The 26,791-nt window shown below is 69.2% G+C and carries 27 protein-coding genes; 9 read left to right on the forward strand and 18 right to left on the reverse strand.

What is annotated here, in order from left to right; translation table 11 throughout:
* Positions 1 to 28: 28 nt before the first annotated feature.
* From AC1DGC_RS13595 to AC1DGC_RS13640, 10 genes are all read right to left on the reverse strand, one after another.
* Positions 29 to 1,588: a thioredoxin family protein gene (locus tag AC1DGC_RS13595; RefSeq protein ID WP_478048095.1), complete on the reverse strand. Its 1,560-nt coding sequence runs from the start codon at positions 1,586 to 1,588 to the stop codon at positions 29 to 31.
* Between the two features lie 116 nt (positions 1,589 to 1,704).
* Positions 1,705 to 2,340, reverse strand: a complete 636-nt coding sequence (locus tag AC1DGC_RS13600) for a response regulator transcription factor (protein WP_478048096.1) — start codon at positions 2,338 to 2,340, stop codon at positions 1,705 to 1,707.
* Positions 2,333 to 3,391, reverse strand: a complete 1,059-nt coding sequence (locus AC1DGC_RS13605; protein WP_478048097.1) for a sensor histidine kinase — start codon at positions 3,389 to 3,391, stop codon at positions 2,333 to 2,335. The genes AC1DGC_RS13600 and AC1DGC_RS13605 overlap by 8 nt, the downstream gene beginning before the upstream one ends.
* A gap of 82 nt (positions 3,392 to 3,473) precedes the next feature.
* A complete protein-coding gene (locus AC1DGC_RS13610) occupies positions 3,474 to 4,211 on the reverse strand; it encodes an MgtC/SapB family protein (protein WP_478048098.1) in 738 nt (245 codons plus the stop codon).
* On the reverse strand, positions 4,211 to 6,970 hold the full coding sequence (gene mgtA, locus AC1DGC_RS13615) for a magnesium-translocating P-type ATPase (protein ID WP_478048099.1): 2,760 nt from the start codon (positions 6,968 to 6,970) through the stop codon (positions 4,211 to 4,213). Before mgtA ends, AC1DGC_RS13610 begins: the two co-directional genes overlap by 1 nt.
* 64 nt (positions 6,971 to 7,034) lie before the next feature.
* Positions 7,035 to 7,334, reverse strand: coding sequence for a hypothetical protein (locus AC1DGC_RS13620; protein WP_259202762.1), 300 nt, complete (start codon positions 7,332 to 7,334; stop codon positions 7,035 to 7,037).
* Positions 7,335 to 7,632: 298 nt separating this feature from the next.
* Positions 7,633 to 8,235 carry a DUF2894 domain-containing protein gene (locus tag AC1DGC_RS13625; protein ID WP_478048100.1) on the reverse strand — a complete coding sequence of 201 codons (603 nt, stop codon included), beginning with the start codon at positions 8,233 to 8,235 and terminating at the stop codon, positions 7,633 to 7,635.
* The gene (locus AC1DGC_RS13630; RefSeq protein ID WP_259202760.1) at positions 8,225 to 8,872 is read right to left on the reverse strand and encodes an OmpA family protein; all 648 of its coding nucleotides are present in this window, start codon (positions 8,870 to 8,872) and stop codon (positions 8,225 to 8,227) included. The genes AC1DGC_RS13625 and AC1DGC_RS13630 overlap by 11 nt, the downstream gene beginning before the upstream one ends.
* On the reverse strand, positions 8,869 to 11,271 hold the full coding sequence (locus AC1DGC_RS13635; RefSeq protein WP_478048101.1) for a DUF802 domain-containing protein: 2,403 nt from the start codon (positions 11,269 to 11,271) through the stop codon (positions 8,869 to 8,871). Before AC1DGC_RS13635 ends, AC1DGC_RS13630 begins: the two co-directional genes overlap by 4 nt.
* 10 nt (positions 11,272 to 11,281) lie before the next feature.
* Positions 11,282 to 11,980 carry a DUF3348 domain-containing protein gene (locus tag AC1DGC_RS13640; protein WP_394162073.1) on the reverse strand — a complete coding sequence of 233 codons (699 nt, stop codon included), beginning with the start codon at positions 11,978 to 11,980 and terminating at the stop codon, positions 11,282 to 11,284.
* Between the two features lie 138 nt (positions 11,981 to 12,118).
* Here AC1DGC_RS13640 and AC1DGC_RS13645 point away from each other — a divergent pair, with 138 nt between their 5' ends.
* Positions 12,119 to 12,826, forward strand: a complete 708-nt coding sequence (locus AC1DGC_RS13645; RefSeq protein ID WP_478048102.1) for an energy transducer TonB — start codon at positions 12,119 to 12,121, stop codon at positions 12,824 to 12,826.
* On the opposite strand, the gene AC1DGC_RS13650 is transcribed toward AC1DGC_RS13645, so the two are convergent.
* The 3 genes from AC1DGC_RS13650 to pip form a co-directional block, all read right to left on the reverse strand.
* Positions 12,827 to 13,435 (reverse strand): DNA-3-methyladenine glycosylase, encoded by a 609-nt coding sequence (locus AC1DGC_RS13650; RefSeq protein WP_478048103.1) that lies wholly within the window; start codon positions 13,433 to 13,435, stop codon positions 12,827 to 12,829.
* Between the two features lie 674 nt (positions 13,436 to 14,109).
* Positions 14,110 to 14,766: a hypothetical protein gene (locus AC1DGC_RS13655; protein ID WP_478048104.1), complete on the reverse strand. Its 657-nt coding sequence runs from the start codon at positions 14,764 to 14,766 to the stop codon at positions 14,110 to 14,112.
* A 105-nt stretch (positions 14,767 to 14,871) separates the two neighbouring features.
* A complete protein-coding gene (pip, locus tag AC1DGC_RS13660; protein WP_478048105.1) occupies positions 14,872 to 15,834 on the reverse strand; it encodes a prolyl aminopeptidase in 963 nt (320 codons plus the stop codon).
* 236 nt (positions 15,835 to 16,070) lie between these two features.
* On the opposite strand from pip, the gene AC1DGC_RS13665 reads away from it, so the two are divergent.
* Both AC1DGC_RS13665 and AC1DGC_RS13670 read left to right on the forward strand, forming a co-directional pair.
* A complete protein-coding gene (locus tag AC1DGC_RS13665; protein ID WP_478048106.1) occupies positions 16,071 to 16,496 on the forward strand; it encodes a hypothetical protein in 426 nt (141 codons plus the stop codon).
* A gap of 46 nt (positions 16,497 to 16,542) precedes the next feature.
* On the forward strand, positions 16,543 to 17,019 hold the full coding sequence (locus AC1DGC_RS13670; RefSeq protein WP_478048107.1) for a hypothetical protein: 477 nt from the start codon (positions 16,543 to 16,545) through the stop codon (positions 17,017 to 17,019).
* A 79-nt stretch (positions 17,020 to 17,098) separates the two neighbouring features.
* Here AC1DGC_RS13670 and AC1DGC_RS13675 read toward each other — a convergent pair whose 3' ends face one another.
* On the reverse strand, positions 17,099 to 17,779 hold the full coding sequence (locus tag AC1DGC_RS13675; RefSeq protein WP_394162061.1) for a response regulator: 681 nt from the start codon (positions 17,777 to 17,779) through the stop codon (positions 17,099 to 17,101).
* 446 nt (positions 17,780 to 18,225) lie between these two features.
* On the opposite strand from AC1DGC_RS13675, the gene AC1DGC_RS13680 reads away from it, so the two are divergent.
* The 3 genes from AC1DGC_RS13680 to AC1DGC_RS13690 are packed head-to-tail and all read left to right on the forward strand — an operon-like array spanning position 18,226 to position 19,833.
* Positions 18,226 to 18,873 (forward strand): hypothetical protein, encoded by a 648-nt coding sequence (locus AC1DGC_RS13680; RefSeq protein WP_478048108.1) that lies wholly within the window; start codon positions 18,226 to 18,228, stop codon positions 18,871 to 18,873.
* Between the two features lie 2 nt (positions 18,874 to 18,875).
* A complete protein-coding gene (locus AC1DGC_RS13685; RefSeq protein WP_478048193.1) occupies positions 18,876 to 19,421 on the forward strand; it encodes a GTP-binding protein in 546 nt (181 codons plus the stop codon).
* Positions 19,414 to 19,833, forward strand: coding sequence for a roadblock/LC7 domain-containing protein (locus AC1DGC_RS13690; RefSeq protein WP_394162056.1), 420 nt, complete (start codon positions 19,414 to 19,416; stop codon positions 19,831 to 19,833). Before AC1DGC_RS13685 ends, AC1DGC_RS13690 begins: the two co-directional genes overlap by 8 nt.
* 103 nt (positions 19,834 to 19,936) lie before the next feature.
* On the opposite strand, the gene AC1DGC_RS13695 is transcribed toward AC1DGC_RS13690, so the two are convergent.
* The 4 genes from AC1DGC_RS13695 to AC1DGC_RS13710 all read right to left on the reverse strand — a co-directional run bounded on the left by AC1DGC_RS13695 (position 19,937) and on the right by AC1DGC_RS13710 (position 23,105).
* Positions 19,937 to 20,188: a hypothetical protein gene (locus tag AC1DGC_RS13695; RefSeq protein WP_259202734.1), complete on the reverse strand. Its 252-nt coding sequence runs from the start codon at positions 20,186 to 20,188 to the stop codon at positions 19,937 to 19,939.
* Positions 20,185 to 21,534 carry a TFIIB-type zinc ribbon-containing protein gene (locus AC1DGC_RS13700; RefSeq protein ID WP_478048109.1) on the reverse strand — a complete coding sequence of 450 codons (1,350 nt, stop codon included), beginning with the start codon at positions 21,532 to 21,534 and terminating at the stop codon, positions 20,185 to 20,187. Before AC1DGC_RS13700 ends, AC1DGC_RS13695 begins: the two co-directional genes overlap by 4 nt.
* A gap of 21 nt (positions 21,535 to 21,555) precedes the next feature.
* Positions 21,556 to 22,704 (reverse strand): SPFH domain-containing protein, encoded by a 1,149-nt coding sequence (locus tag AC1DGC_RS13705; RefSeq protein ID WP_259202731.1) that lies wholly within the window; start codon positions 22,702 to 22,704, stop codon positions 21,556 to 21,558.
* A 122-nt stretch (positions 22,705 to 22,826) separates the two neighbouring features.
* The gene (locus AC1DGC_RS13710; protein ID WP_394162048.1) at positions 22,827 to 23,105 is read right to left on the reverse strand and encodes a hypothetical protein; all 279 of its coding nucleotides are present in this window, start codon (positions 23,103 to 23,105) and stop codon (positions 22,827 to 22,829) included.
* Between the two features lie 221 nt (positions 23,106 to 23,326).
* Between AC1DGC_RS13710 and AC1DGC_RS13715 the strand changes: the two genes are divergently transcribed.
* The 3 genes from AC1DGC_RS13715 (at position 23,327) to AC1DGC_RS13725 (ending at position 26,684) form a co-directional block, all read left to right on the forward strand.
* Positions 23,327 to 24,022, forward strand: coding sequence for a hypothetical protein (locus AC1DGC_RS13715; RefSeq protein WP_478048110.1), 696 nt, complete (start codon positions 23,327 to 23,329; stop codon positions 24,020 to 24,022).
* Between the two features lie 121 nt (positions 24,023 to 24,143).
* Entirely contained in the window at positions 24,144 to 24,692 is a 549-nt protein-coding gene (locus AC1DGC_RS13720) for a porin family protein (protein WP_394162044.1), read from the forward strand.
* 273 nt (positions 24,693 to 24,965) lie between these two features.
* On the forward strand, positions 24,966 to 26,684 hold the full coding sequence (locus AC1DGC_RS13725; RefSeq protein ID WP_478048111.1) for a M91 family zinc metallopeptidase: 1,719 nt from the start codon (positions 24,966 to 24,968) through the stop codon (positions 26,682 to 26,684).
* Positions 26,685 to 26,791 lie beyond the last annotated feature (107 nt).

Below are 26,791 nucleotides of genomic sequence, written 5' to 3' on the forward strand. Positions count from 1 at the left end.
CCTTGCGGCCGACACCCTCCTGCTTGCTTCAGCTTTTCAGCCAACGGTCGCAGGCCGCGCTGGCATCCGCACCCGGCGCAGCCTTCGCGCACGATTCCCCCATCCGCGCCTGCAGGCGGCCCAGCGTGTCCTGGCCGTGATGGGCGTGGCTCCAGGTCTGCAGCGTGCCCGCCAACCGCTCGAAGCGCTGGCGCGTGCGTTGGTGGTAGCCGGCCGGTTGCGCGTCCAGCTCCGCGATCACCTCCGCGGTCGCGTCTTCGATGGCCTTGGCATCGTCCGGACGCAGGCGCACCAGGCCTTCCACGTACAACACGCCCCATTGCACCCGGGTTGCCGGCCCCTGCGCGCCTGCGTACGCCTTGCGCAGCCACTCCAGCGCGGCGTCCTTGTCGCCACGCGCCTCGGCCAGTTCGGCCAGGTCCGGCATGTAGTAGTACGGGGTCTGGCTGCGATCCAGTTCGGCCAACAGCAGCTTTTCCGCCGCCGCATCGTCGCCGACCTCGCGCAGCACGTACACCGCGGTGCTGATCGTCGCCTGCCGCTCGTGCGGGGTCGTGGCCGCTGCATCGGCCGCGGCGACCCGCTCATGCGCCTTCTCCACCAGTGCCGCCGGCACCGTTGCACCGGCATGCTGCTGCTTGTACAGGGCCAGCTCGGTGATCACGCTGGACAGCCGCGCATCGGCGGCGTTGTCCTGGGTGGCGTCGGCGCGCTCCAGCGCGGCCAGCAGCAGGCCGCCCAACGGCTCCCGCTGCGCCGGCGTCGCGGCGGCGCGGGCCACCAGCGCCGGTCCCTGGTAGCCGAGCAGGTCGCGGTTGGCGCGCACCTCGGCCGGGGCGGCCAGTACGGTGGTGAGCAGTGCGCGGGCCTGTTCCCGCGCCTCCGGCGTCGGCGGCGTCGTGTCCTTGCCGCTGCTTTCCGCGCCGAGGGCAAGCAGGGCGAAGCGCCGCTGCAGCGCCGGTTCCGGTGCGGACGCGGCCAATTGCCGCAACAGCGCCGCCGGGTCGCGCTGCCCGGACAGGCGGTTGGCGTCCACTTCCCAGCCATAGTCGCCCAGGACGCGCCAGTCGTCCTCGGACACCCGCTGCGGCGACACCACCGCCACCCGCAGCACATCGGCCACCGCGGTGCGGCGACCGGCGGCCAGGGTGAGCGCGCGGGTCAGTTCGGCGCTGTCGTTGCCACCGGCCAGGCGGGTGATTTCGTGGCGCTGCGGATCCAGCACGATCAACGTGGGATAGCCACGCACGCCGAACTGCTCGCCCAGGGCTTGCGCACCTTCCTGGTCGCCGTCCAGGTACACCGGGATGTACTGGCGGGTCAGCGCGATGAAGCCCGGATCGCGGAACAGGGTCGCCTTGAGCTTGTTGCACGGCGGGCACCAGACCGCGCCCCAGTAAAGCAGCACCGGCTTGCCGGATTGCCGCGCGTCGGCGAAGGCATCCTCGACATCGCCGTGGCGCCAGGCGATCTCCTCGGCGACCGGGGCCGCCGAGGCGGTGGCCACCGGACTGGCAGAGGGCGCCTGTTGGCACGCGGCGAGTGCGGCGCACAGGGTGAGCAGGGCAAAGGGCAGGGCAGCGCGCATCGGCAGGTTCCAGGGAGGGCACCGCGTCTGCGGCCATCCCGCATTCTAGGAAGCCGCCGCGGCCCGCAGCGGGGCCGGTTCATGCCCATTGCTCATCTGGCCACTACCGGCGGTGATCAGCCCGGCTCCAACCGGTCGTACATCCGGACCAGGTCCACCAGGGTGCGTGCCTGCATCTTGCGCATGACATTGGCCCGGCGCACCTTCACGGTGATCTCGCTGACCCCCAGTTCGCCGGCGATCTGCTTGTTGAGCCGCCCACGCACGACGCCATCGACCACCGCACGCTCGCCGGGATTGAGCAGTGCCCAGCGCTGTCGCAGTGCATCCACGGCCTCGTCGTCGCGCCGGCGCAGGCGATCGCGTTCGATACCGAGGTGGATCGCATCCAGCAGTTCCTGGTCACGGAACGGCTTGGTCAGGAACTCGATGGCGCCTTCCTTCATCGCGGCGACGCCCATCGCGATATCGCCGTGGCCGGTGATGAACACCACCGGCAGGGCCAGGCCATGGCTGGCCATCTGCCGGTGGAACTCCAGGCCGCTCTGGCCGGGCATGCGCACGTCCAGCACCAGGCAGGCCGGCGCGTCCTCGCGCGGGTGCTGCAGGAACGCGGCGATCGAGTCGAACGCGCGCACCTGCATCCCCATCGACGCCAACAGGTCCTCGAGTGCGGCACGCACCGACTGGTCGTCGTCGACCACGTAGACGATCGGGGCCGGCGCAGCGGCGGGGGCGAGGGGCTTAGCCATGCGCCACCCCGTCATCGATCGGCAGTTCGAACACGAAATGCGCGCCGCCGCCTTCGGCGGGTTCGGCCCGGATCTGGCCACCGTTGGCTTCCAGGATACTGCGGCTCAGGCTCAGGCCCAGCCCCAGGCCGCCGGCCTTGGTGGTCCAGAAGGCATCGAACACGCGCTCCGGCGCCTCCAGCGGCAGGCCACTGCCATGGTCACGCACGCTCAAGGCGACACGCCCGCCATCCACGCGCAGGCTGCGCAGGGTCAGGCGGCGGGCAGCGGCCGGAATCCCGTCCATCGCGTCCACCGCGTTGAGGATCAGGTTGCCGATCACCTGTTGCACCTGTACGCGGTCGCCGAGCACCAGTGGCAGTTCGTCGTCGAACTGGGTGGTCACGATAACCGCGTGCTGTTCCAGCTCGCTGCGCGACAGTGCCAGCATTTCCAGCACCGCCTGGTTGAGATCGAAGCCGCGGCGCTCCGGGCTCGCCCCGCGGGTCAGCCCCCGGATCCGCGCGATCACGTCGCTGGCGCGGTGCGCATCGGCGAGGATGCGCGCCAGGGTCTGGCGTGCCTTGTCCACATTCGGCGGATCCTGCGCCAGCCAGCGCTGGCTGGCTTCGGCGCTGCTGGCGATGGCGGCCAGTGGCTGGTTCACTTCATGCGCGATCGAGGTGGTCAGCTCACCCACCGTGGACGCGCGCGCCACCCGCAGCAACCGCGCCTGGGCCTCCTGCACGGCCGCCTTGGCCGCCTCCATCTTCAACGACAGGTAGGTGGTGATGACGATCACCAGCATGCCGATCGCCGAGTTCACCAGGCCGATCCGGTAGGTACCGAAGCGGGTCAGGAAGAAGCTCACCCCGGTCAGCGCGACGCAGGCCGCCGCAAGCAGGACAAGCCCGCGTGGGCCGAGAATCCGCGACGCGGCAAGAATCACCGCGGCATAGAAGCATGCGGCTGCCACCGCATAGTCGGTGAGCGTATCGGCGGCGAAGATCGCCGCCATCACCAGGCCCAGCCCGAGCAGGGCCAGGGTACGTCGCGAAGGCGAAGCGGGCATCGGGACACCTCCCAGTGGTGCCGGTGGAGCGCCGCATGGTGCGGCGCGCGGAGCATAGCATCGGCGCGGTGCGCCGCTCGTGTCACTCGTCGAGGGTGGCATTCCAGAACGCCTGCAATACGCCGTCGGTGGCCGACAACGTGGCCATTACCGCGTCCAGTTCGTCGGCCGCCACCGCCGTCGCATACAGCACGGCCTCGATCTGCACCTCACGCTCGCCGAACGGACGCGGCTCCACCGCACGCACCGGGTAGTGCGCTTGCTCGAGCAGCAGCAGCAGCCGGTCCAGCACGTCGGCTTGGCGATCGCGCTCACACACCACGGTGACCGCATACGTGGCCTCGCTGAACGCCTCCTCCAGCGGCTGCCGCTGGATGCGGTTGACCACCGGCCGCAGCAGCGTGTTGGCCGCCAGTACGAACAGCGCGGCCAGCACGGCTTCCGGCAGCAGCTTGATCCCGGCACACGCCCCGACCGCCGCCGAACCCCACAGGGTGGCGGCGGTGTTCAACCCGGAGACCTGGGTGCCGTCCTTCATGATCACGCCGGCACCGAGGAAACCTACCCCGGAAATAACATAGGCCACCACATGCAGCGGCGAGGGCGGCCCGCCATGCAGGGCGTGGTAGCGCACGGCCAGGTCGACGAACACCGCCGCGCCCACCGCGACCAGCGTGTTGGTGCGCAGCCCGGCGGTGCGCTGGCGCAGTTGCCGTTCCAGGCCGATCGCCGCGCCCAGCACGAAGGCGGTGGACAGGCTGATCAGGGTGCTGATCGTGGCACCGGCGTTGAAGGCCGGCAGGTGCGGATTGAAATCCATCACTGCCACCCGTAACGGCGGATGTACACCTTCTTGAGCAGCGTGGTCAGGACCGCGTAGCCGAACAGGATCGCCACCAGGAACGGCCAGTAGCCCGCCGGCAGTGCCTGCAGCTTAAAATAGCCGGCCAACGGACTCATCGGCAGCAGCACGCCGATGGCCATGATCAGGCCGGTCATCAGCAGCAGCGGCGGGGCGGCGATGCTCTGCACGAACGGCACCTTGGGGGTGCGGATCATGTGCACGATCAGGGTCTGGGTGAGCAGGCCCACCACGAACCAGCCCGACTGGAACAGGCTCTGGTCGGCCACCGTGCGCGCGTCGAAGACGTACCACATCAGCGCAAAGCAGCTCAGGTCGAATATCGAGCTGATCGGGCCGAAGAACACCATGAAACGCCCGATATCGGCCGGGTTCCACTTCAACGGCTGGCGCACCAGTTCCTCATCCACGTTGTCGAACGGAATGGCGATCTGCGACACGTCGTACAGCAGGTTCTGCACCAGCAACTGCAGCGGCAGCATCGGCAGGAACGGCAGGAACGCCGACGCCACCAGCACCGAGAACACATTGCCGAAGTTGGAACTGGCGGTCATGCGGATGTACTTGAGCATGTTGCTGAAGGTGCGCCGGCCCTGGATCACGCCGTCCTCCAGCACCATCAGGTTCTTCTCCAGCAGGATGATGTCGGCGGCTTCCTTGGCGATATCCACCGCGCTGTCCACGCTGATGCCGATGTCCGCCGCGCGCAGCGCCGGGGCATCGTTGATGCCGTCGCCCAGGAAGCCCACCACCTTGCCGTGCGCACGCAATGCGCGCACCAGTCGTTCCTTGTGCAAGGGCGTGAGGCGGGCGAACACCCGATGTCGCAGCGCCGCCGCGCAGACCGCCGCCTCGTCCATGCGTTCCAGCTGCGGCCCGGTCACGATGGTCTCGGCCGGCAGCCCGACCTGGGCACACACCCGTGCGGTGACCAGTTCGTTGTCACCGGTGAACACCTTCACTTCCACCCCGTGTGCGGCCAATGCCTGCAACGCCTGCGCGGTGGATTCCTTGGGCGGGTCGAGGAAGGCCACATAGCCCAGCAACGTCAACGCGTGCTCGTCGGCCTTCGAGTACACCTGGCGGTCTGCCGGGGTCTCCTTCATCGCCACCGCCACCACGCGCAGCCCCTGCTCGTTGAGTTCCTCGGTGGTCTGGCGGACGCGCGCCAGGCGGGCCGCATCCAGGGGCAGGTCGCGACCGTCCTCGCGCACGTGGCTGCACACCGCCAGCATTTCCTCCACGGCACCTTTGCAGATCAGCTCATGGTGGTCCTCGCGCTCGGACACCACCACCGACATGCGGCGGCGCTCGAAGTCGAACGGAATCTCGTCCACCTTGCGGTAGTCCTGGGCCAGGCGCAGCTCGGTCTGCAGCTCGACGTGCTCCAGCACCGCGCGGTCGAGCAGGTTGGTCAGCCCGGTCTGGAAGTGGCTGTTGAGGTAGGCGAAGGCCAGGACGTCCTGCGAATCATTGCCGAACACATCGGTATGCCGCTCCAGCGCGATGCGGTCCTGGGTGAGCGTGCCGGTCTTGTCCGTGCACAGCACGTCCATCGCGCCGAAGTTCTGGATCGCATCCAGCCGCTTGACGATCACCTTGCGCCGCGACAGCAGTACCGCGCCCTTGGCCAACGTGGAGGTGACGATCATCGGCAGCATTTCCGGGGTCAGCCCGACCGCCACCGACAGCGCGAACAGGAAGGCCTCCGGCCAGTCGCCCTTGGTCACGCCGTTGACCAGCAGCACGAACGGCACCATGACCAGCGCGAAACGGATCAGCAGCCAGCTCACACTGTTCACCCCGGCCTGGAAGGCCGTCGGCGCGCGCTCGCTGGCGGTGCTGCGCTGGGCGATGGTGCCGAAGCAGGTACGGTTGCCCGTGGCCAGGACCACGGCAGTGGCCGAGCCGGAGACCACGTTGGTGCCCATGAACAACAGGTTGGGCTGGTCCAGCAGGTGGGCCTGCTGCGGGTCGGGCTCGGCGAACTTCTCCAGCGGCAGCGACTCGCCCGTCATCGCCGCCTGTGCCACGAACAGATCCTTGGCGCCCAGCACGCGGCAGTCGGCGGGAATCATGTCGCCCGCCGACAGCACGATGTGGTCGCCGGGAACCAGCTCGCGGATCGGCAGCGAGCGCTGCTGCGCCGGGCGCCGGCTGTGCAGGTGCGCGCCAACGCAGGTGTCGGCCAGCTCGGCGGCCTCGGTGCCCGGCGCACGCCGCAGCACCCGGGCATTGTTGCCAACCAGTGCCTTCAGGCGTTCTGCAGCCCGGTTGGAGCGGCCCTCCTGGACGAAGCGGATCAGCGTGGACAAGGCCACCATGGTGCCGATGACCACGGTGGCCTTGATGTCCTCGGTCAGCCAGGACACCATCGCCAGCACGCTCAACAGCAGGTTGAACGGATTGCGATAGCACTGCCACAGGTGGCGCCACCACGGCAGCGGCTTTTCGTGATCGATCTCGTTGGGGCCGAGCCGCGCCAGCCGCTCACGCGCCTCGTCCGCGCTCAGTCCATCCGGGTGCGCGTCCAGTCCGGCCAGCGCCGCCGCCAGCGGCGCGTGCGCCAGGCGCAGCAGGCCGGCACTGACATCGTCCGGCATCGCCGATGCCGCGCCGCGCCCCGCGCCGGCATCGGGCAGGGCACGGCGGCGGAACAGGCTCGCAGCACGACGGCTGCGCAGGAAGGCATCGAACCATGCATGCAGCAGGGTCATGGGCAAACTCCTCGAAAAGGCGGGCACTGCCGCGCACGCTCGGGCGCGGCAGCGCATGCAGGGTTCAGGCGTGCTGGGCGCAGGCGGTGACGAACGGGCTGGCAGGGCGCAGCGGGTGCGGGCTGCCTTGCGTGCACAGCGGCTGCATCGCCGCCCGCAGCGGGGCGGGCAGGTGCCGCAACACGCGGATGCGCTCGGTGATCGGCAACAGGCTCAGCGCATCGGCAATGACCCGTTCCGAGCCGAGCACCAGGGCGCGGGCGAACAGCGGCGCGCCGTGCGCCAGCAGTTGGCTGCGCAACGCAGCCACGTTGCGCTCACCGATCAGGCGGCGCTGGGTGATGTAGAGGATCTTGTAGTGCATCGGACAGCCTCCGGGCAGGCAACGCCCGGCCGGCCTGCCCGGACTCAGTCGCGCGCAGGCCGCCGGCCAGGCGCCGGGGTCGAACAGGGCAGGGGAGGAAGCAGCGGCGCGCGGCGCCCGGCAGGATCGGGATCCATGGGGACCTCCGGTGGCGGAAGAAGGGGAGCGGCGCGACGCGGTGCGCCGGGCCGGTGCGCGTATTGTCCGCAGACGCAGCCCTCCGGCCTAGCGTCCCGTGGGTTCGTTCGGATATACGTTGGTATAGCCGCGGCACGCCGGCACCGGGTGGCGCGGCGGATCAGCCCTTGGGCGTGCGGCTGCGGCGCGGCTTGGGAACGCGGCCCACGTCCTTGGCCGGGGCCGCGTTGCGCGGCTGCAGCTGGTCCAGCCAGGACAGGTTGTCCAGGTAGGCCAGGAAGTGTTTCAGGTACTCCGGGCAGGTCTCGCCCATCAGCGTGATGGCCCGCTGCACCAGCACCGCCGAGTTCAGCGGGCCGCCGTCACTGGGGGCGGCGGCCAGCGACTGGCGCACCTGGCCGCGACTGCGCACGGTGGCCCACAGCGCACGGAATTCCTCGATCGCCGGCAGCGCGGGGTACGCGCTGGCGGCATCGGTGGGCACTGCGCGTGCGGCCAACTCGGCGGCCAGCGCGGCCAGCGGCGCTGGCCGCGCGGCCGCAGGCATCGGCGCGCCCTTGCGGCCGCGCGGCAGCCGGCCGGCGTATTCGGCCACGCGCGCCACCAGGCGCTGCTCGAGCAGCTCCCGCGCCGGGCCCTGGTATTGCAGGGCACGGGCCTGCAACGCATGCAGCATCGCCAGGCCCACCGGGTCGTGGCGGTGCGTCGGGTCCTCGCGCCACGCCGCGATCCGCGTGCGCGGGTCGACCGGCTTACGGGGCATCGGTGGCCACCGTGGCCTTCGGCCGCGGGATCGGAGCCATCTCCACGCGCCGGTTGCGGGCGCGTCCCTCTTCGTCGGCATTGCTGCCGACCGGTTGCTCGGCACCGAACGCCGCAGCGAACACGGCCGAGGACGGCACGCCCTCGGCGATCAACGCCCGGGTCACGGTCAGTGCCCGCTCGGCCGACAGCGCCCAGTTGTCGGCGAACTGCCGATTGCCCTCGCGCACCTGCCGGTCATCGGTGAAGCCGCTGACCATCAGGATCTCTTCCCGCGAGGACAGGTACTCGGCCAGCGGCGGCGCCAAGCTTTTGAGCAGCTCGCGCCCCTCGGGCTGGAGCTGGTCGGAGTTCAACGCGAACAACACGCTGCCGCGAATGCCGATGCGGCCATCCACCAGCGTCACCCGGCCGGCCGCCAGCGGTACCGCCAACGCCTGCTCCAGCGTCTTGCGCCGTGCGGCCTCGGCCTGGCGCTGCTTGACCTCATGGTCCAGCCGCGTGGACAGCTCCAGCTGCAGCGCCACCACGCCCACCAGGATCAGCACGAACGCGCCCAGCAGCACCGACATCAGGTCGCCGAAGGCGGCCCAGATCGGCGCGCCGGATTCGCCGTCGACCTCGATTTCATCGCTCATGCGCCGGCGGCCTTGCCCGCGCCACGGCGGCTGCCCAACTGCTGCAGTTCGTCGATGATCTGCTTCTGCGAGAGCACGCTCAGGTCGATCACCTCGCGCGCCTGGGCCACGTAATAGGCCAGCTGCTCATCACTGCGCGCCAAGGAGGCATCCAGTGCGCCACCGATCTGCTCCAGGCGCTCGCCGAGGCCGGCGCTGGCGCTGCCGAACACCTGCATCGCATCGCCGAACGCGTCGGCCAGGCTCGCCACCTCGACTGCGCTGCCCGTCACCTGCGCGGCCACCGCGCCAAGCTTGTCGGTCTCGGCCGCCAAGTGCTCGGTAAAGCGGCTGCCCACGCGTTCCAGCAGGTCGGCCGAAGTAGTCACCAGCGCATCCACGGCCGTGCGCTGCTCGGTGGAGGCATGGTTGACCGCATCGAGCAGGGTTTCCAGCGTCGCCAGCAGGCGGCTGCGCTCGTCCAGCATGGCCGTGTCGCGCACCATGCTGTCCGACAGCTTCTGGCGCAGCTCGGCCACCACGTCGGCGGCCGCCTTCGGCGCTTCGGAGGCGACCTGCACCAGCCGCGAGATCTCGGCGATGGTCTCGCTGGCGTGGGCCTGGGTCTGCGCGCTGATGTCCTGCGCGGTCCGCGCCAACGCATCACAGATGTCCTGCTGGCGCTGCGCCACCGCGGCGCTGGTCTGCGTCCACTGCTGGCCGAGTGTGCCGGTGAGCGTGTCGAACGCTGCGCTCCAGCTGGCCAGGCGCTGCGCGTCACGTGATTCCAGGGCGTCCTGCAGGGCCTGCTGCGACTGTTGCATCGCCGCCACCAGCGCGGTGGCATGGGTATCGAAGCTCGCGGCGGCCGCCGACAGCGCCGCCTGGTTGCGCTCGGCCAGCAGGGCCGTGCTGGCCTCCTGCTGGGCGAGTGCGTCGCGCCAGGCCGCGGCGTTGTGCGTGGCACTGTCCTGCAGGCGACTGGCGAGGGCATCGGCCAGGTCGGTGGCGCGGGTGTCGTGCTGCTCGGCAAAACGCTGCAGCGCGGCGTCGAGTGCGGCGACCAGGCCATCGTTGGCCTGCTGCTGCGCCTGCTGGGTGGCCGCCCAGCGGGCGGCGGTGGCGTCCAGGCGGCTGGCCAGCGCATCGGCCAGGCCGGTGGCGTGGCGGCCGTGCTGTTCGGTGAAGTCGGCCAGGCTGGCGCGCAGGTCGTCGGCCAGCGCCTGCTGGCGTTCCTGCTGGGCCAGCTGCGCGCTGCCCCAATGGCTCACGTTGGCGTCCATGCGCTCGGACAGCGCATCGAGCAGGCCGGCGGCGCGTGCGTCATGCCGGGTCGCCAGCTGCTCCAGCATGTCGTGCAGCGCGCTGCGCGACTGCTGCTCGGCCTGCTGCTGCGCGGCCAGCGCGTCGCGCCAGGTAGCGGCGTTGGCCAGCTGATTGGCCTCGAACCCGGCATGGACGCCGCTCAACTGCTGCTGCACGGCATCGCCGACGTGCTGCTGCAACGCGCGGGTGTCGCGGGTGATCGCCGCCAGGGTGTCCTGCAGGATCGGCTGCAGCGCCTCGCCCACCGCACGCGCACTCGCGGCCACGCTGTCTTTCAGCGCCAGCTCGACCGACGCGGCCAGTTGCGCATGGTCGGCATCGGCCTTGGCATGGAAGCGTGCCTGGCTCTCCAGCAGCTGCTGCTGGGCCTGGTGGCTGCGTTCCTCGATGGCCACGGTCATCGCATGCAGGCGTTCGACCAGCACCGGCATCAGCTCGGCCTGGGCCTGCGCCATGCGCAGCCCCTCGGCACGCTGCCAGTGGCTGGAATGCGCGGGCAACTGGCTGGCGATCTGCGCATCCAGCGCCTGCACCACCTGCAACCGCTCGCGGCGCACCAGCGCGGCCAGCAGGCCCAGCATCGCCGAGGTCGCCACGCCGGCGATCGATGTACCGAACGCGACCGCCAGGCCCTCGACCGGCGCGCCAAGCGAGCCACGGATGGCCTGCAGGTCGGCCGCGCTCTCCAGCGCCAGCCCGGTCCCGCGCAGGGTGGCCATCATGCCCAGCAAGGTGCCGAGCATGCCCAGCAGCACCAGCAGCCCTACCAGGTAAGGGGTCAGCACCGGCGCCGGCAGCGCGACGCGCTCGCCTTCCACGCGCAGCCGCACCGCGTTGCGCAACCCGGCCGGTACCCGCTGCAACCATGCGCCCAGGTCCGATGCGGCGGCCGCAGTGTCCGCGACGGCGCGGCCCAGCCCCAGCGTCGCCTGGCGATAGCGCAGCAGCTCCAGTGCGCCGGCGCAGTAACAGGCCACGATCACCGCGGCCACCGCCGCGCCGACCGGATTGCTGCCCAGGTAACCGGCACCGATCCAGCACGCCGCCAGCAGGCCGGCAAGGAAGACAACAAAATAAAGACTCGTTCTGAACATGGCGTCCCAGTTATCGGGGGCGAAGCGCTGCAAGCAGGCCTTCGATCGGTTGAAAACGGACATCCAGTTCGGCCAGCAGCACGTCCTGCATATCCTTGTGGAAGCGCGCCAGCCAGCCCTCGTGGGCGGGTGCCGGCAGCGCCTGCGCGTTGTCGCTGTCGTCCGGCGCGGGCGAGGCCGCCGCGCGCAGACGTTCAAAATGCAGGCCCAGCAGCGTCGGTACCGTGCCCAGCAGCACCTGCTCGCGCGGGCTCAGGGTCTGCTCCATCACCGCGTCCACCTCGGCCAGGCGTGCCATCGGCGCCCCGGCATGACCCAGCATGTCGCGCAAGCGACCACGCAGGCGCCCGGTCGATGCCTGCATCGAGCGCTGCACGGCCATGCAATGCTGGCGGTGCGGGGCATAGTCGTCGCTGGTCGTGGCGCGCCGCCCCTCCGCGGCGGCGGTGATCGACCCCGCCAACACCGTGCGAACCCGCGCGCATTCGGCCTGCTCGGCGCTGTCGAACACCGGCGCGTCCTCGGCCAGTGCAGGCAGCCGCCCATCCAGCGCCCGCGACAGCGCCACCGCGCGGTTCCAGTCCACCCACTGGCTGAGGCGGTCGCTCATGTCCGGGCTGGCGGCAGGCAGGGGGCCATCGGCAAACCCGGCCAGCAGGCGGATGAAGGCCGGGCCGGGCACGGGCGGTCGGTAGGGGGCTTTCGCCATGATTCCTGCTAAAACGATGAATTTTACACCGGAATGACGATTTGCCTGTCTGAACGGCTCTGGCCCTCGGCCAGCGGCCTCGGCCCGGCACTCCCATTCAGTTACCATCGCTGCCGCCATCAGGGACGGAGCAGCGCCATGAAAAGACACACTCGGGGCCGGGCGATGGCCCTGTTGATCGTGGGCGGTTGGGCCACGCTGGCCAGCGCCGCAGAGCTCCCGACCGCCGACAGTCCGGAGGCCGTGCAGTGCCGGGCCGGCGAGGCGGCCGGCTGCGCTGCGCTGATCCGCGCGATCCGTGCCCAGCCCACCCACCTGCCAGCCACGCCCGAACAGGCGTGCGTCGCGGCCCTGCAGGACCGCCAGCTGGACCAGATCGATTGCCGGCGCGGGCACACCGATAGCTGCACCAGGGAACCCGTGCCCGCGGCGAGCGATGCCTGCCCGGCGGGCCTGGAGCCCGCCGTGCGCGCGCAACTCGGGCTGGATCGCGGCGCCACGCTGCCGGTCGCGCCGTCGCTCGATGCCGCCTACTGGCGCAGCCACCTGCCGCGTTATCCGGCCGCCGCGTTCCGCGCCGGTATCGAGGGCGAGGCGGTGCTACGGGTGGAGGTGTCCGCCGAAGGCCGCGCGATCGGCATGTCGGTGGCGTCAAGCTCGGGCAGCCGCGACCTCGACCGCGCCGCGATGGAAGCCCTGCGCACCCATCTCTTCGTGCCGGCCACGGCCAACGGGCGCGCGGTGATCGGGCGCACCCGGGTCAGCGTGCCGTTCGTGATCGGTGGCCGGCAGTGGGAGGCGGGCAGCATGCTCGACATGCGCTCGGTTGCCGCGCCTTCGCCCTGATCAGGCGCGGCCCCTGCCGCCCACGCCCCCCGACACGTGCGCATGCCCCGGCACATGCCAGCGCCAGGGGAACGCCAGCGCCTTGCTGATCCCGATCCGCGGCCCCACCGCCGGTTCGGACGGCGGGGCGACGCCGTCGCAGACGATCCGCACGCCGCGATCGTTACGGACCAGGTCGGCGCCATCCAGCGCCTTGGTGATGCCCATCGCCTGCGACAACCGCCCCGGGCCGCTGGCCAGGTCGCGGTCACGACGTATCGCCGGCCGCGCGTCACGGATCAGGTCCAGCCCGTGCACCGGCTCCAACGCCCGCAGCAGCACGCCCCAGCCCTGGCCCACATCGCCACAGACCGCATTGCTGCCCCAGTGCATGCCGTAGCTGAAGTACACATACAGGTGCCCGGCCTCGCCAAACATCGTCGCCGTGCGCGCGGTCATGCCGCGATACGAATGCGCCGCCGGGTCCTCGCTGCCGGCATAGGCTTCGACCTCGACGATCCGGCCGGCGCGACCGTCATCGCGCACCAGCAGCTTGTTCAACAGCGCCGGCGCCACCAGGGTGGGATGGCGCTGGTAGAACGCGCGGGGCAGGGGGGACCAGTCGCTCACGCCATCTCCTTGATTGCGGTGCAGGACGCGTCGCACGCGCGTCATTGCCTTCGCGCTGATCATGCCGCAGCGCACGTGGGCGCCGGATCAAGCGCCGTGACCGCGGCCGCCACCGGTCCGCTACGATCATCGGCGCGGCGCGGCGCGACAGCGTGGCTGCCGGCGCCTGCGGGACGAAACGCGCGCGGCAATGCCCTGGTCCACGCTGCCGCCCGTCGCGCCGCCGACAGTTGCCTGCGGGCTGGGGCCTGATGGATGCGGGCTGCTGGATGCGCTGCCGGTGATGGTGATGGTGGGCTTCGCGCCGTTTTCGCTGGTATCGGGTACCCCGCCAGCCAGAAGGCACTCCGCGCAGTCGACGGGGCTTTGACCGGTGTCGACGCGTCGATGGCTCGGCGTTCGCCGCCATTGCGGTGTGGACGTTCCCGCTGCACGTCTTGCTGATCGTGGCCATGGCGATGCAGGTCAACAGCCCGCACGTGTTGATCAGGGTGTGGCTGGCGCCTGCCCACCGTGCTGCGTCGACCCTGCATTTCGTGGCCGAACGCCCGACCGACGCGATTGAACCGGCGATTACACTGCTGGCCGCCAGTCGGGTCTCGATGCTGCCTGCCGTCCTGATCGGCGTGGGCAGCGCAGCAGTGTTGCGCGCTCTGACGGCATGGACGCGTCGGCTAGGGCTGCCAGTGCACGGCGGCCAACGCAGCGGCCAGCACCTTCGTCGCGGCGTCCTTGCTGAAGGGCGGCGTGCGCGGCGGGTCATAGACGTCCGGCCGGGTGCCGGCAATGATCAGGTCGATGGCATAACAGGCGCCGCCGTGGACGGCGCGGTAGCTGTCGGCGGACAGGTAATGGCTCATCGCCGCATCGCCCAGCGTGACATGGGCAAACGGCACGCCCCCGACCTCGACGGTATCGACCGGGCCCATCGCTTCATCGGGCGGCACCTGGCAGTCCTGGACATCGGCCGCGGCATCGCTGCGCCCCACCCGCATCTCCGCCGACGTGACCGCATTGGAGCCGTCCAGCACCACCGCCACCAGCGGCGTGCCCACGCTGCCTGCCGCGGGATACAGCTTCCAGGCGTCCAGGGCCAGGTAACTGCGTTTGAAGTCACGCACGACATGGGTGCCGGGCACCTTGCGCACGGCGATCCCGCGGCCGGGCTCGGCGTACGCATCCGCGCCGGCAGCTGCGTCGGCATGCGCGGTGGCGGTGCCGGTGGCGGCCTTGGGCCCGGCGCCGGTCGTGCCCGCGGGGGTGGCGGTGCAGCCGCCGGTCATCGCCGCCAGTGCGACGGCCAGCATGGAAATGCCAAGCAAGTGATTCATGAGGGTCGCGCGCTCCTTCCAGTCGCCTGGCAGCGTGCACCCGCGCAGGTTAAGCGCGCGCCACGCGCCCGTGCAGGCGAACCATGCGAGTGCGGGTATCGGCGCCTACGCGGACGGCCCGGCGATCCGGTCCGCAAATGCATCGGTGGCCCGCACCAGCGCATCGGCGGTGGCCGGTTCGGTCGCGCCGTGCCCGGACAGCACCATCTCCAGCGTGGCTTCCGGCCACGCGCATGCCAGGTCCCACGCGCTGCGGGCCGGGCAGATGATGTCGTAGCGACCCTGCACGATCACCCCGGGCAGGTGCCGGATCCGATCGATGCCACGCAGGAGCTGCCCGTGCGCCAGGAACGCGTTATGGCGGAAGTAGTGCGCCTCGATCCGCGCCTTGGCCAGCGTATCCAGCGGGTCGGCGGTCGATACCGCATCGACGTCGTGAACCAGGGTGGCGGCGTGGTCCTCCCAACCCAGCCAGGCCTGTGCCGCCGCGATCCGGGTGGCCAGGTCATCGCTGTCCAGGCGTTGCCAGTAGGCGGCGATCATCGCCTCGCGTTCGGCCTCGGGGATATGCGCCTCGTAGCGCGCCCAGCGTTCCGGGAACACCCAGCGGGCGCCACCATCGGCCTCGTTGAACCAGCGATTCTCTTCCGCCCGTCCCAGGTACACACCGCGCACGATCACGCCGGTGGCACGCTGCGGATGCGCCTGCGCATAGGCCAGTGCGAGGGTGGACCCCCACGAGCCGCCAAAGACCAGCCAGCGCTCGATGCCCAGGTGCGCGCGCACCGTCTCGATGTCCACCACCAGGTGCGCGGTGGTGTTGTCGCGCAGCTCGCCAAAGGGCGTGGAGCGGCCACTGCCGCGCTGGTCGATCAGCACGATGCGGTAGCGGGCCGGATCGAAGAAGCGCCGATGGGTAGGCGAGACGCCGGCACCCGGACCGCCGTGCAGGAACACCACCGGAATGCCGTCTGGCCGGCCACATTCCTCGACGTGCAGCGTATGAAGGCCATCGACGGCCAGTGCGAACTCGCGATAGGGAGCGATCGCCGGGTAAAGCGTGCGCATGCGACGTTCCTCAAAAGGGGGCAGGGCAGCATAGCGATCCCCACCGAAGCGGTCATCCCGCCGCCAGGTCGTCCACCGCCGCCGGGGCGCCAGATCGAGTAGGAGTACCCCTACCCGAACATCCAATCAATCCCGATAGGCGCCCATCGATCACGTACCTAGACTCACCAAGATAACCATTTAGACCGTGGGCGTGCTGCAGCACCAGCATCCCACCAGGACGGGGAGTCTTGCCGATGAACGCTTTGTCATTCACGCCACGCGCCATGGCCTGCGCACTGCTGTGCCTCGGCCTGGCCGGCACGTCGAGGGCGGAGGGCACGCTCGGCGCTGACGCCAAGGCGCGCGCCGACGCATGGATCGGCCGAGACGCGTCCGAACTGCTGGTGCAGCTGCGCGTGGACGGTGGCCGCCTCGAGATCGACGAAGACGATACCTCGATGGAAACCTACTACACCTCCAACACCAAGAAGCCCGGCTGGACCGAGAACGTCTACGGCTCGGTGGGCGACCTCCGATACATCGACCACCAGGTCAAACACCCTCCCGAACACCGCTGCGACATCACCTACGTCGCCGACCGCGACGGCATCATCCGCCGCTGGGAACATGACGGCCCCCAGTGCGACACCGACATCGTCGGGCCCAAGCCGCGGCGCTGACCGCGCACGTCGTTCGGCCCCACACACACTCAAGGAGATTCGCCCCATGCAGAACTTTTTCCGCGTGCCCATGCGCGCCGTCCTGGCCGCGTTGCTGGTTTCAGCCACGATGGCCGCACCGGCATGGGCCAAGCAGCGGCCTGGCGTGATCGAGGAGATGCAGCCCATCCAGAACCGTGGCGAGGACACCTCCAAGCGCACGCGCTTCGGGCGCGCCGTGGGGCAGAACCTGGGCATGCTCGGCGGCCTCGCGGCGGCCACGGGGCTGTCGAACGCCGGCCACGCTGAGGCCGGGGTGATCGCGGTGCCGGTCGCGGCCGCTGGCGGCTCCAAGGTGGGCGGCGTGGTGGGCGAGAAGATCGCCGGCGAAGGCCCGGCCACGCGTTACATGGTCAAGGTGCGCCTGGATGGGGGCCGCGTGCTGAGCACGACCCAGTTGCGCGAGAACGTCTCGGGCCTGTCCGTCGGCAGCCGGGTGATCGTCGATGGCAACGGTGACGAGGCACGCATCACCGCCGAATAACGCGTGGTGACCGGGGCGCCGCCGGGTGCGGCGCCCCGGGAGTGCCCGCGCGCGCAGGCCGGTGTGGCCGAGGCGGGCGTCAGGCCGCCGTATGCAGGCGGGCGTGCGGCGCCAAGGATGGCGACATGGACAGGCCATGCTCGCTGGCGAACGCATACAGCTCCGATTCGGCGCGCAGGCCAAGCTTGTTCATTGCCGAGATCCGCTGCCGGCTGATCGTACTGATGCTGCGATCCAGGCGCGTGGCGATCTGGGTGATGCTCAGCCCCGAGGAGTACAACCGCAGCACTTCCAGCTCCTTCGGCGACAGGCATGCGCACAGCGACCCGACATGCTCCTCGTCGGCGCACAGCTGCGACCGCAACCCACTGCTGATGTACAGCGCACCGGCGAGCACTTCGTCGATCGCCCGCGGGATGTCCTGCACCGAAGACACTTTGTCGATCACCGCGCGCACGCCGTTCTTCAACGCCATGCGCAGCGTGGGCACGTTCGACACCATGGTCATCAGTACGACGGGCAGCGCCGTATACCGACGCCGGATCATGGCCAGCATGGCCTGGCCGTCGGGCGACGATCCGCCGGGCATCGAAAAGTCCGTCATCAGCACGTCGCAAGGGGCGCGTTCGAGCGCGCCCAGCAGCTCGTCCGGGGTGGCGGCCTCGGCCACCACGCGAAAGCGCCCCGCACTTTCCAGCAGGGCGCGGGCTCCCATGCGCACGACGGGATGGTCGTCAGCGATGATGACGCGAATGGTCACGGTGCAACTCCTTGCGGGCGAACAGGGGAAACGACGCGGGCACGTTGCCGCACGCCTGCAGGTGCGCTTCCGGCTGCACCGAACCTCGTTCTGAGCCGAAATTCTCGGCAATTCAATATTTCTTGTATATACAACTAGTGCGAAAGGCGAACTACACCACTGTGCAGTGGTGCACTGTAGCGTCGCGCCGCGGTAAAGCATTGCAACATATTGCAAAACACCAGCGCCGGGTGCGTTTTCGCACTTTTTGCATCGCCAGCGCAGGGTGTCGGATGTTCTTCTAGGCCCCGTCGCACGGTGACCGCCCTGCGGCGCCTGCCACGCCTCCGCTCAAACACGAAGCCCCCCATGATGTTGTCCGTTTCATCGACCGCGGCCGCGGCAAGGTGCGCGACATGAGCCGCTGCCGCCCCGCGCCGTTCGATGCATGCACGGCACTGCCTTCAATGGCGATGGTGCCGCCCCCCTTCGTGGAGGACCTGCGCCGTCGCCTGACGGGCGAGCGCCGCCAGCACGGGCCGGTGCACTGCGTCGCCATCATCTGCAACGGCAAGCTGCTGGGCTGGCTGGACACAGAGCAGAGCCAGGCGGTGCTGGCCGAGCCCTCCGCGGTGTCGCTGGCAATGCTCCAGGCGGCCCTGGTGGATGCGGTGCCGCGCCTGGAGCTGCTCCCCATCGCGCGGGCGTTGTTCGACGTGCAGGCGCGGCGGGCGCGGCCGGTGGCGTTGCGCCCGCTGCTCTGGCAGGTGGGCCTGGGCGCCTGCGCGGACCACGCGCCGTTGCCGCCGCTGCGCCGGGACAGCTGCGTGAAGCTGGGGCGCTGGCCCGACTTCCGCGTCCTGGCCCACCGCCATGACGATTTCCGCATCTGCGCGCTGCTGATCCAGCATGCACTCGACGTGGATGCCTGCAGTTCGATCCTGGGCGTGCCTCGTGAGGAGGTCCAGGCCTTTTTCAATGCCGCCTATCTGACTGGCTATGCGCACACCGACACGGACCCGGCAGCGAGGCTGACGGCAGCCCCGGCGGCGCGGGCCGGCGGGAATGCGCTGGCCCGGATGTGGCGCGATGTGCGCAACCGCTGGAGTCGATGAAAATGCGTGAATACAAGATCGTGGTGCTGGGTGAAATGGGCGCGGGCAAGTCGACGCTGGTCCAGGCCCTGGCGCAGGGCAGGGCGGTCTCGACCGAGGTGCGCAATACCGACCCGAGCGCCGACAAGCCGTTCACCACGGTGGCCCTGGACTACGGCGACATCGACCTGCCGGGCGGTGACCGCCTGCGCCTGTACGGCACGCCCGGCCAGATCCGGTTCGACTTCCTGTGGCCGATCCTGCTGGAAGGCGCGAGCGGTGCGATCGTGCTGGTCAACGCCGATGCGGGGCCACCGGACCAGCAGATAAGGCCGTACCTGGACGCGGTCGACCGCCATCCCACGCCGCTGCCGGTGGTGATGGGGATTACCCGGATGGATGACGCCAGCCCGACCCGACGCGCGGCCTGCGAACAATGGCTGGAACGCGATGAGGGGCAGTTGCCCATTGTGATGGTGGATCCGCGCGATCCGATGCAGGTTCTTACCGTAATGGATGTATTGATGAGCCAGATTGAATGCCAAGCCCTGGTGGCCTGCCATGAGTGACGCCTCCCCCATGGCGGCGATCGCCCCGGTGCGTGCGCAGGTCGACGCACACCTGAGCACCCTCGTGCACGACGTGGACGGGCTGATGGGCGTGGTGGTCGCCAGCCTGGATGGCTTCGCCCTTGCGCAGGTCGGGCGCGAAGAAGAAACCGTCAGCCGCCTGGCCGCAATGACCAGCTCGATGCTGGCCTTGGCCGAGGCGCTCGGCCGCGAGCTGGCGATCGGCTCGCTCGGCGCGCTGATTCTCGAAGCCTCGCACGGCAAAGTGCTCATGCTGACCATCCCGGTGCAGCCGCCACAACTGTTGATGGCCGCATGCGACCAGACCAGCGCGATGGGGCAGGTGCTGTGGCACGCCAAGCAGTGCGTCCGCCGGCTCGCCGCCACGCTCCCGAGCGACGCCGCGCAGTGATGTAACAGCGCTGGCGCCATCCCGGCGCCCGTGAATCATGGGGACGCCGTGCCCGCCCGGGGAAGGGGCGGGCACGGCACTTTCGTGCCCGCAACCCGGACGCTCAGCTGCTGTCGCGCATTACCCGGTTGCGGTAGGCACGCACGTTGTCGCCGCGGATGCGGGTCTCCTGCGTGCCCGTCACCGTGTCCACCAGGCGGTCCGAGCCGGTCACCGGCTTGGCCTCCACCTCGGTCTCGCGCTCGAATGCGTGGGACTTGTCGGTATTGCGGTAGTAGCGGTACAGCGCCCAGTACAGCGCCGTCGCGCCGGCCGGACCTGCGGCCAGCAACCAGAGCCCACTGTCATCACTCATGAGGAAGCCACCAGGAAGAAAAGGACGAGCGCTTCGATGATCGTGCCCGTGGTGAGCGCGGCGAGCAGCAGCTTCCACTGCTGCACCGGCACGCTGCCCATGGTTTCGCCGGTACGCCCGTTCACCGCGATGTAGTGCAGCATGCCGCCGTTGCTGCCCGGCTGGTGGTAGGAATACAGCCATACCGGCAGGTACATCGACACCCAGCGCGTGCCGTGCACGTCCAGCCGTTCCTGCTCCCAGCGCACGCCCCGGTCGTATCGCCGCACCGAGCCCTCGACCTGGGCACGGGCGATGGACAGCAACTGGTCTTCCAACCGTGGGCGCAGCTTCTCCACGTCCAGGTTGCGCTTTTCCGTGGTGAACCCCATCAGGTAGGACGCATTCCACTTCAGCGCATTCTTGGTATCGAACGGCAGGATGGTGTTGATGATGTTGTTGGTGTTGGTGCGCGTGTCGAGGTTTCCGCGCTCGGCCGATGACTCCAGCGGCAGGTCGTCCACGGTGAAGTCCACCTGGCGCTCCACCTGGTACACATCGGCATCGTAGTACGTCTTGCGATTCTTCTCGGTGCCGCGGGTGTACTCCCGCGTCTTGATCTCGCCCTTGCCGGCCACCGCGGCGCTCACGTTGCTGTCCACGATCATGTAGGGCAGGTACACGCCGATCACGTTTTCCGGAGTGAACTCCTGCTTGAACGCCTTCAAGGCGAACAGGCGACGCTTGTCCACGAACTGCCGGATGCGGGCCACGGCATCGGTCTTGCTGATCCGGAAGGGCAGCACCGCATCGGGCACCGCTCCGTTGGCCACCTGCTCGTTGACGCCGAACACGTGCCGGCACCAGTGGCAGCGGGCGGTCATCGTGCTCTCGGTGTTGATGGTCACCTCGGCACCGCAGCCGGTGCACTTGAAGCTCATCAGGCTGGCGGTGTCGGCCTCGATATCGCGCGCACCGGAGGCAATGACGGTGCCCCGCAGCTGGTCGATGCCATCACCCAGCCCGAATTCCTGCTCCACCAGCGCGCCATGCCACTCATTGCGGCAGAACTGGCAGACCAGCACGTCCGTGCCGATCCGGAGCCGGACATCGCTCGAGCCACACTTCGGACAGCGATTGACGCCGTCCTTGAGTTCCTCGGCGGCGGTATCGAGGGCGACCGGGTCCGGCGCCAGCAGTTCGTCACGAATCGGCGGGGGCAGGGTGGTCGGATCGACCGGGAAGGTGCCCGGCAACGGCGGCACCTCCCGTGGCGAGCCCGGGCCGCTCACGGGCGGGGGCGGCGCAGGCGGCAACGGGGGCGGCGCCGACGACGGCAGCGGCGGCGGAATTCTGGAATCGGACATGGTCTACGCGCGTCCTGGGCCTTACAGGCCCAGCGCCTTGGCTTTGAGCGTGTCGTAGTCGTCCTGGGTGATCAGGCCCAGATCCAGCATCTCCTTGGCCTTCTTCAACTTGGCCACCGGGTCATCCGCGGCCGGAGCCGCAGGCGTGGCCGGCTGCTGCAGGGCGCCGGCGCCGAACATGCCCGACGCCATGCCCACGCCCACCAACCCGGCCGCACCCCCGTTCTCGCCGGCAGACTGGATGCCCTGGGCGACACTGGCCTGCAGGTTCGAGTTGCCGCGCGAACCGGCCAGCGCATCGGCACGCTGCACGGTCTTGAGCAGTTCGCGGGTGTTGGCGTCGTACTCGATCGACACGATCGCCGTCTTGACGATGGCCAGGCCGCGGTCGGACTTCCACTGGTACCCCTGTTCGACGGCGGCCGACAGGCTCTGCGCGAAGCCGAGCGAGTCCTGCTGCAGCTTGGTGATGCGGTTGCCCTTGCCCGGGTCGTTGGTATACAGGCTGAAGGCCGGCGCGAGCGAGCCCACCACTTCATTGAACAACTGGCTGGCTGCCGCGTTGTCCAGATCGGTGAAGTCGAACACCTGGCCCGGCTGCAGGTAGCTGGCCGGCACGAAATTCTTCACGAACAGGATCGGATCGACGATCTTCAGCGTGTACGAACCGCGCGTCAGCGCGCCGACCTGCGTGCCCAGGAAACCGTCGTCCCAGTAGATCTCCGACTGGGTGCCGAAACGGTTGTCCGGCAGTTCCTTGAGCGACACAAAGAACGCCGCCTGCTGCGAGCCCGGCTGGCCGCCGAACTTGAAGCGCTCCCAGCTCTGCTTGATCAACGGCCCGACCAGCCCATCGCCAGCGAAGATCGACTGCGAGTTGGCATCGTCCGAACGCCATTCATAGCCACCCGGCTCGGCGACGAAGCCGGTGATCGCCCCGTCCTGGAACAGCAGCAGGCCGTAGCCCTCCGGCACGACGATCTTCGACCCGTTGCTGATGATGTTCGAGGACGCACTGGTGTTGGAGCCGCGCCCGGCATTGGTGCCGCGCGGGACGGCGGCGAAGAGGGCCGCCGTGGACGGCAGGCCCGTCGGCACGGTGAAGAAATCCTTCCACTGGTCGGCCAGAACACCACCGACTGCACCTTTCACCGCCTGTACCAGACCCATGACCAACTCCCTGTAATACGTGGACGGGCAGGGTGCCCGTCATGCCGGCCGACTATATCAGCAGCAGGGCAGGGGCGATCAGGGGCGCCGTCGCGACGAACCGGGCGCGAAGGCCGCCCCGATCAGCCCGGAAGATCGCATTGCATCCTGCCGTCCACGTAGTACGGCTTGGGCACGTCCGGGTTCGCGCTGGTCTTCTCGAAGACGACCTCGAATGAGTCGGTGATCGCCGTGCCCTTGCGCTCGGCGCAGGCGTCCTGCAGCTTCTTTTTCACCGCGGCCAGGCCCGCGTCACGGGTGGCGCCATCGGCACTGTTAGTCAGGTTGACCGTATCGGCAAAGGCGCTGTTGCTCAGGCCGAACAGGCAGCCTGCGAGGATGACGGCATTGAGGTTTTTCATGATGCTCCTTGAGTGGTTCGACCAAGTCCAACGCGCCGCATCCGCCTCCCTGCGCGAAAACCTCGGTGGGCGGCAGCGGCTGCCCGCAGGATAGGCAAGGCCGGTTAAGGCGCAGTGTTGATCGCGGCGCGCTGGCAGCGTCCTGCCGGTAAGATGGTGCGCCGGCGGGTCTGCAACCCACTGGGCAGGGCGGGTGCCCATCGACAGGAGGATGTGCCGCAATGGATATGCAGGTAGTTCCGGAACCCGGGCTGTCCTTCTCGTGGCTGTACAGGCAAGTGCAGCAGTACAACGAGCAGAGCATCCATCCCAAGGCCTCTCGGCTGGAGCGCTGGGCGCTCGGGACAGGGGTCGCCGCCACTGCGGCAGGACTGACCACAGGGATGCTGCCCGTCAGCGTGCTGCCGCTGTCGTGGGCGCTGATGGTTCTCACCGCCTGCCTGGCCATCGAAGTCTCCGGCTTCACTCTTTTCCTGTCCCTGATGCTCAAGAGAGAAGGAGGCCAATACCTCCGCCCGCGGCTCTCGCATGCGGCCGAAATGGACGCCAACTTCGCCTATTGGACGCGTCTGGTGAAGCAGCTCAGCGCGTTCCCCGCCGCTGAGCGGGAAGAGCGACTGCGGTTCGTCCTTGCGCTTCAGAAGACCATGAACGACCGCATGGGACTGATGTACGGCGGGCTGCAGAAGCTGGGTCCGTTTCCCGTACTGGTTGCGCTGTACCTTCAATTCCGGACGTGGACCCCGGGCGATTGGGCCGGCGGGTTCGACGTCAACCCGGTCCTGGGGCTTCTCATCTTTTCGATGGTGCTGCTGTATGCACTCGGCTGGGTCCTGGTCGGCATGCGCACCCGGCTGGACGTCTATTCAGCGCTTCTGGACGCCTCGCTCAAGGACGCGCCTGCGACGTCGCCCTGATCGCGTATGCGACGTTGGCACACATCCGAGCGCGCCCTCACTTAACGCAATTGACACAAACATGAACAGGAGGCAGAGTGGCGCCGCCCAGAGGGGCAACCCACTTTTTGGAAGGATCTGAATGAACAAGTACGTGACCCTGGTGGCCGCGATCGCGCTGGCCACCCTGTCCACCGACGCCATGGCCGGCCAGGCATTCCTCCGCGCCGAGCTGGGCAGCAGCGATACCGAAGTGCGCTATGACGGGTTCCGCGGCAGCGAGTCCGACACCTCCGGCGTGGTCGGCGGCGGCTACTGGTTCACCCCAAACATCGGTGTCGAAGGCCATGTCGGCTCCCTGTACAACAAGGACCTCGGCTACGACGAGGAGCTGGACCTGGTCTCGATCGGCGTGGGCGTGGTGGCGAAGAAGAACTTCGGCGCCGACAACACCGGCTTCTTCATCGGTGCACGTGCGGGCGTCGCGCGCATGACCGCGCAGGTCCGCGAGGACACCTTCGACGTGGTCGATGACGAAAGCTCGACCAAGCCCTACTACGGCGTCAATGTGGGGTACGACTTCAACCGCCGCTGGGGCCTGAGCCTCAATTACGACCGCCGCAAGGGCGAGTTCAGCGGCGTGGACGTGGAGGTGGACACGATCAGCGTGGGCGGCGAATTCCGCTTCTGATCGTCGCGCCCCGCGTGACCCGATGACGGCAGGCCGGTGCTACGGCCTGCCGTTTTTGTGTGGCTCGCCAGCGCGGCGTGACACCCGTCCTTCACGCCGCGGCAAGCCCTCGTATATATTGCGCCTCATCACATGGACGAATGGGATGCGCAGATGGCAACGGACGCTTCTACCGCAACGGGAACCTCGGGCGCGGGCGGCGCACCGCCACCGCCGCCGCCGCCGATTGCTGTCAATGGCGCGGGCTCGCCCATCGGCACGCCGGTGATCGGCATGACCCCGGACGGCAAGCCGACCCGTAGTGACCTGCTGTACGACAACGGGCGAACCGGAGACGACCAGGTCCGCATCACCCGCGAGCGGGTGACCGGCGGCAACCAGTTCGACGATGTCATGACCCTGCACACCGGCGACAGGGACGATGACATCCGATTGAGCCAGCGTCCCGATGGGGTGCTGGCCGCGACCGTCAACGGCCAGGCCTATGAACTGACCCTGGGCCGCGACCAGGAACTGGGCGTGCGCAGCAACGGCGGCAACGACCGCATCATTGCCAGCAACACCACACCGGCATTGACCGAGGGCGTCGATCCCTTCTACGTGCAGACCGTCGCCAGCGCCGGCACCGTGCGCGTGGACATGGACGTGCGCGGCGGCGATGGCGACGATGTGATCATCACCGGCTCCGGCAATGATCGCGTCGACGGAGGCCGCGGCGACGACACGATCCTCACCGGCAACGGCCGCGATGACGTGTCCGGCGGCGCTGGCAACGATCGCATCGATGCGGGGGCCGGCAACGACGTCGTCTACGGCGGCGACGATAACGACCGCATCCGGGGTGGGCGCGGCAACGACGTTCTCGACGGCGGCCGCGGCAACGACGTCATCGATGGCGAGGAGGGCCGCGACGTTCTCTCGGGCGGTCTCGGCAACGACACCCTGCGTGGCGGCGCCGACGTCGACCACATCTACGCCGGGGCTGGCACCGACACTGTGCACAACAGCGGTGGCCAGGACGTGGTGTATGGCAGGGCAGGCGAGGACACCGTGTCGGCCGCCGAGGGTGCTGGCAACCGTGTCGTCGACCCGGGTGCGCATGACCCCTCGCTTGGGTCCAGCATCCTGATTTCCGGGTCCGACAGCTTCCGCGAACGCGTGGAAGCCGACCTGGAGCAGATGCGCGGCTCGCCGGCCGGGCGCCAGATGCTGGCCGCACTCGACCAGGCCGCGGCTGCGCCGCCGGTGGGCAAGGGCAACGCCGTCACCATCGCCGAACTGACCAACGAGACCAATGGCGCGGCCGGCGGCCATCCGGCCGGTCCGGGCCAGCCGCTGCAGATGCACGATGACATGTTCCTCGAGCCGGATCCGGAAACCGGGGCGATGGTGGCCGGGGCCGGCACGCCGGCGATGGTCCATTACAACCCCAGCTTCCACAGCGATCATTTCCCGGCACCGGGCGTGATCCTCCAGCACGAGCTGTCGCATGCCTACAACGTGGTCAACGGCACCCTGCAACCCGACATGTACCGGGGCGCCGACACCGACGGCCGCAGCGGTGCCGTCGGGCAATGGGAGCGCCAGGCGGTCGGCCTGCCGCACGACGGTGCCAGCTTCGACTTCGACAACGACCCGGCCACGCCGCCGACCCAAGCCAACCCGGCGCCCTTGACCGAAAACGCCGTCCGCCGCGAGATGGGGCTGCCCGACCGCACCGAGTACAGCGTCGGCCCTGGCGCCCTGGTGTCGCCTGGCCAGCCGAATGCCGCGCCGGCCAGCGCCCACCCGCACACGCATGGCGCCCACCTTGACGCATTGTTCGACGCCTCCCGACGCGGCGATGATGCAGCCCTCGGCAAGGCCCTGGAGGGACTGATGGACAGCGACGCAGGCCGCCAGTTCCAACAGCAGATGGACGCCGCTGCCGAACGTGGGGCGCCCGCGCCGGACCACGCGCAGGGCCGCGCCGAGCCCGTCCTGGAACGCTGAGCACCTGCATGCATCGCTCCCACCAACCTGCACCTCCCACACCGCGCCAGCAAACTGCCGCACGCGTCCGCCACGCTGCGCTGCCAGCCCTGTTGCTCGCTGCGCTC

Source organism: Stenotrophomonas sp. 05N37, from assembly GCF_056397365.1.

What these genes read in the sequence shown, in the direction of transcription:
- AC1DGC_RS13715 (WP_478048110.1), top strand. Translation starts at nt 23,327, where the DNA reads ATGGATATGCAGGTAGTTCCGGAACCCGGGCTGTCCTTCTCGTGGCTG.
- AC1DGC_RS13635 (WP_478048101.1), bottom strand. Translation starts at nt 11,271, where the DNA reads ATGTTCAGAACGAGTCTTTATTTTGTTGTCTTCCTTGCCGGCCTGCTG.
- AC1DGC_RS13680 (WP_478048108.1), top strand. Translation starts at nt 18,226, where the DNA reads ATGGCGATGGTGCCGCCCCCCTTCGTGGAGGACCTGCGCCGTCGCCTG.
- AC1DGC_RS13630 (WP_259202760.1), bottom strand. Translation starts at nt 8,872, where the DNA reads ATGAGCGATGAAATCGAGGTCGACGGCGAATCCGGCGCGCCGATCTGG.
- AC1DGC_RS13595 (WP_478048095.1), bottom strand. Translation starts at nt 1,588, where the DNA reads ATGCGCGCTGCCCTGCCCTTTGCCCTGCTCACCCTGTGCGCCGCACTC.
- AC1DGC_RS13705 (WP_259202731.1), bottom strand. Translation starts at nt 22,704, where the DNA reads ATGGGTCTGGTACAGGCGGTGAAAGGTGCAGTCGGTGGTGTTCTGGCC.
- AC1DGC_RS13725 (WP_478048111.1), top strand. Translation starts at nt 24,966, where the DNA reads ATGACCCCGGACGGCAAGCCGACCCGTAGTGACCTGCTGTACGACAAC.
- AC1DGC_RS13645 (WP_478048102.1), top strand. Translation starts at nt 12,119, where the DNA reads ATGAAAAGACACACTCGGGGCCGGGCGATGGCCCTGTTGATCGTGGGC.
- AC1DGC_RS13710 (WP_394162048.1), bottom strand. Translation starts at nt 23,105, where the DNA reads ATGAAAAACCTCAATGCCGTCATCCTCGCAGGCTGCCTGTTCGGCCTG.
- AC1DGC_RS13695 (WP_259202734.1), bottom strand. Translation starts at nt 20,188, where the DNA reads ATGAGTGATGACAGTGGGCTCTGGTTGCTGGCCGCAGGTCCGGCCGGC.
- AC1DGC_RS13670 (WP_478048107.1), top strand. Translation starts at nt 16,543, where the DNA reads ATGCAGAACTTTTTCCGCGTGCCCATGCGCGCCGTCCTGGCCGCGTTG.
- AC1DGC_RS13605 (WP_478048097.1), bottom strand. Translation starts at nt 3,391, where the DNA reads ATGCCCGCTTCGCCTTCGCGACGTACCCTGGCCCTGCTCGGGCTGGGC.
- AC1DGC_RS13610 (WP_478048098.1), bottom strand. Translation starts at nt 4,211, where the DNA reads ATGGATTTCAATCCGCACCTGCCGGCCTTCAACGCCGGTGCCACGATC.
- AC1DGC_RS13620 (WP_259202762.1), bottom strand. Translation starts at nt 7,334, where the DNA reads ATGCACTACAAGATCCTCTACATCACCCAGCGCCGCCTGATCGGTGAG.
- AC1DGC_RS13720 (WP_394162044.1), top strand. Translation starts at nt 24,144, where the DNA reads ATGAACAAGTACGTGACCCTGGTGGCCGCGATCGCGCTGGCCACCCTG.
- AC1DGC_RS13700 (WP_478048109.1), bottom strand. Translation starts at nt 21,534, where the DNA reads ATGTCCGATTCCAGAATTCCGCCGCCGCTGCCGTCGTCGGCGCCGCCC.
- AC1DGC_RS13625 (WP_478048100.1), bottom strand. Translation starts at nt 8,235, where the DNA reads ATGCCCCGTAAGCCGGTCGACCCGCGCACGCGGATCGCGGCGTGGCGC.
- AC1DGC_RS13640 (WP_394162073.1), bottom strand. Translation starts at nt 11,980, where the DNA reads ATGGCGAAAGCCCCCTACCGACCGCCCGTGCCCGGCCCGGCCTTCATC.
- pip (WP_478048105.1), bottom strand. Translation starts at nt 15,834, where the DNA reads ATGCGCACGCTTTACCCGGCGATCGCTCCCTATCGCGAGTTCGCACTG.
- AC1DGC_RS13655 (WP_478048104.1), bottom strand. Translation starts at nt 14,766, where the DNA reads ATGAATCACTTGCTTGGCATTTCCATGCTGGCCGTCGCACTGGCGGCG.
- AC1DGC_RS13690 (WP_394162056.1), top strand. Translation starts at nt 19,414, where the DNA reads ATGAGTGACGCCTCCCCCATGGCGGCGATCGCCCCGGTGCGTGCGCAG.
- AC1DGC_RS13685 (WP_478048193.1), top strand. Translation starts at nt 18,876, where the DNA reads ATGCGTGAATACAAGATCGTGGTGCTGGGTGAAATGGGCGCGGGCAAG.
- AC1DGC_RS13665 (WP_478048106.1), top strand. Translation starts at nt 16,071, where the DNA reads ATGAACGCTTTGTCATTCACGCCACGCGCCATGGCCTGCGCACTGCTG.
- mgtA (WP_478048099.1), bottom strand. Translation starts at nt 6,970, where the DNA reads ATGACCCTGCTGCATGCATGGTTCGATGCCTTCCTGCGCAGCCGTCGT.
- AC1DGC_RS13600 (WP_478048096.1), bottom strand. Translation starts at nt 2,340, where the DNA reads ATGGCTAAGCCCCTCGCCCCCGCCGCTGCGCCGGCCCCGATCGTCTAC.